Below are 1,660 nucleotides of genomic sequence, written 5' to 3' on the forward strand. Positions count from 1 at the left end.
ATTACCTAGTTTCTGTTGCGGAAGGATTTAATACGAAAAAAAAGCCTGAACCTTTATAATTGGTAACCCTCATCACCAAGAAGAAAGGAGCAGGCTTTGCGAAAGAAAAAGACAGATCAAGAATACCTGGATTTTACGAATAAGTCAAAATTGAAAGTGGTTCAAGAATATCGGGCGAAATACGATGCAATAAGTTTGGTGCTGGAGGCAAATCCGAAGATATTGGACATAGCGCATGGTGATTTCAGCAGAGGACTTTCAAAGTCGGAATACGGCAGAAGGGGCTTCACATCGGAGCAAATACTGCGCTCGATTATCGTCATGTTCGTAGAGGACAAGAGCTATCGCGATACAGTTATATTGGTGGAAAACAGCGAATACTTGCGGAACTTCATCAAGCTTGGGAACAAGGCAATGATGGACTTCACATTTCTTTGTAAGGCGTATTCAGCGTTATCGGAAGAGACGTGGAAGACAATAAACGAGACACTAGGCGGGTACGCAAAAAAAGAGGGGAAGATCACTGAAGAGAAGCTGCGGTTAGATACGACGGTGTATGAGACGAACATACACTATCCGACGGATTCGTCGCTTCTATGGGACAGTTACAGGACGTCGGCGAGATTGATGCGAGGCGTCTCGGAAACAATGAGGGCGGGGGGATTGGCGCACAGGTTTCATACGAAAAAAGTAAGGAAGCTGGCGCTCTTCATAAGCCGTAATGGTGATAAGAAAGAAAAAAGAGTGCAGCAGAAGATAAAGAGCACCTACACAAAGCTGATAAACCGGGTCAAGTGGATCGCCTCCGTGGGCGCAATTGCAGAGGAACAGCTTTCGAGGTGCATGGAGCAAGCAGCAATGGCGGCAGCGGAGGAGCTTAAGCGTTATCTGCCGATAATTGGGAAGATAATAGCTCAGGCGGAGCGGCGAGTGTTACAGGGAGAAAAAGTTCCCTCAATTGAGAAGATATACAGCCTTTTTGAAGCGCACACTGAGCTTATCAAGCGTGGCAAAGCGAGAAAGCCGATTGAATTTGGGCATAAGGTGCTGTTGGCGGAAACAGGGGAGAAATTTATCATCCACTATGATGCAATGCCCAAACAAAGAGCAGACAAGGAGCTTTATAGAGGCGAGCCTGAAAGCACATAAAAAAGTATTCAGATGTAGTCCTGAGATATTGGCTGGCGACAAGGGCTTTTACGAAAGCCGAGAGCAGATAGAGGATCTTTCAAAGAAGATCGGTACGGTATCGATATGCAAGAAAGGAAGGCGTACCGAGGAAGAAGATCGGCGTGAAAGTGCGGAGGACTTTAAAGCCGGGCAGCGGTTTCGGGCAGGAATAGAAGGAACGATCTCCGTCTTAAAACGTGTCTTTAAGCTCGGAAGGTGCTTTTTTAAGGGATTTAAAAACTTTTCCTCCAGTGTAGGGTGCGCTGTGTTCTGTCATAACTTGGTTATGCTGGCGCAAACGTAAAGAAAACAACCTTACAGTTGGGGCATTTTGCAGACTCGATGGGGAGGTGTTTTCAAAAAAGAGTAGAAGTATGGCCAAATTCGAAAAATGATCGAGCTGGACGGTCGGACAAAGGCAAAAAGGAATGTTGATCAAAGAAATACCGCGGAATGGTAGCTGGAATATGGCCTTCCGCAACAGAAACTA

2 protein-coding genes are annotated in these 1,660 nt (G+C 45.9%); both read left to right on the forward strand.

What is annotated here, in order from left to right; all coding sequences use genetic code 11:
• The first annotated feature begins 96 nt into the window (after window positions 1–96).
• Window positions 97–1,149, forward strand: a complete 1,053-nt coding sequence (locus AB1552_14385) for a hypothetical protein (protein ID MEW6054946.1) — start codon at window positions 97–99, stop codon at window positions 1,147–1,149.
• On the forward strand, window positions 1,088–1,474 hold the full coding sequence (locus AB1552_14390; GenBank protein MEW6054947.1) for a transposase: 387 nt from the start codon (window positions 1,088–1,090) through the stop codon (window positions 1,472–1,474). Before AB1552_14385 ends, AB1552_14390 begins: the two co-directional genes overlap by 62 nt.
• Window positions 1,475–1,660 lie beyond the last annotated feature (186 nt).

Source organism: Nitrospirota bacterium (genome assembly GCA_040754395.1).
Taxonomy (GTDB): domain Bacteria; phylum Nitrospirota; class Thermodesulfovibrionia; order Thermodesulfovibrionales; family SM23-35; genus JBFMCL01.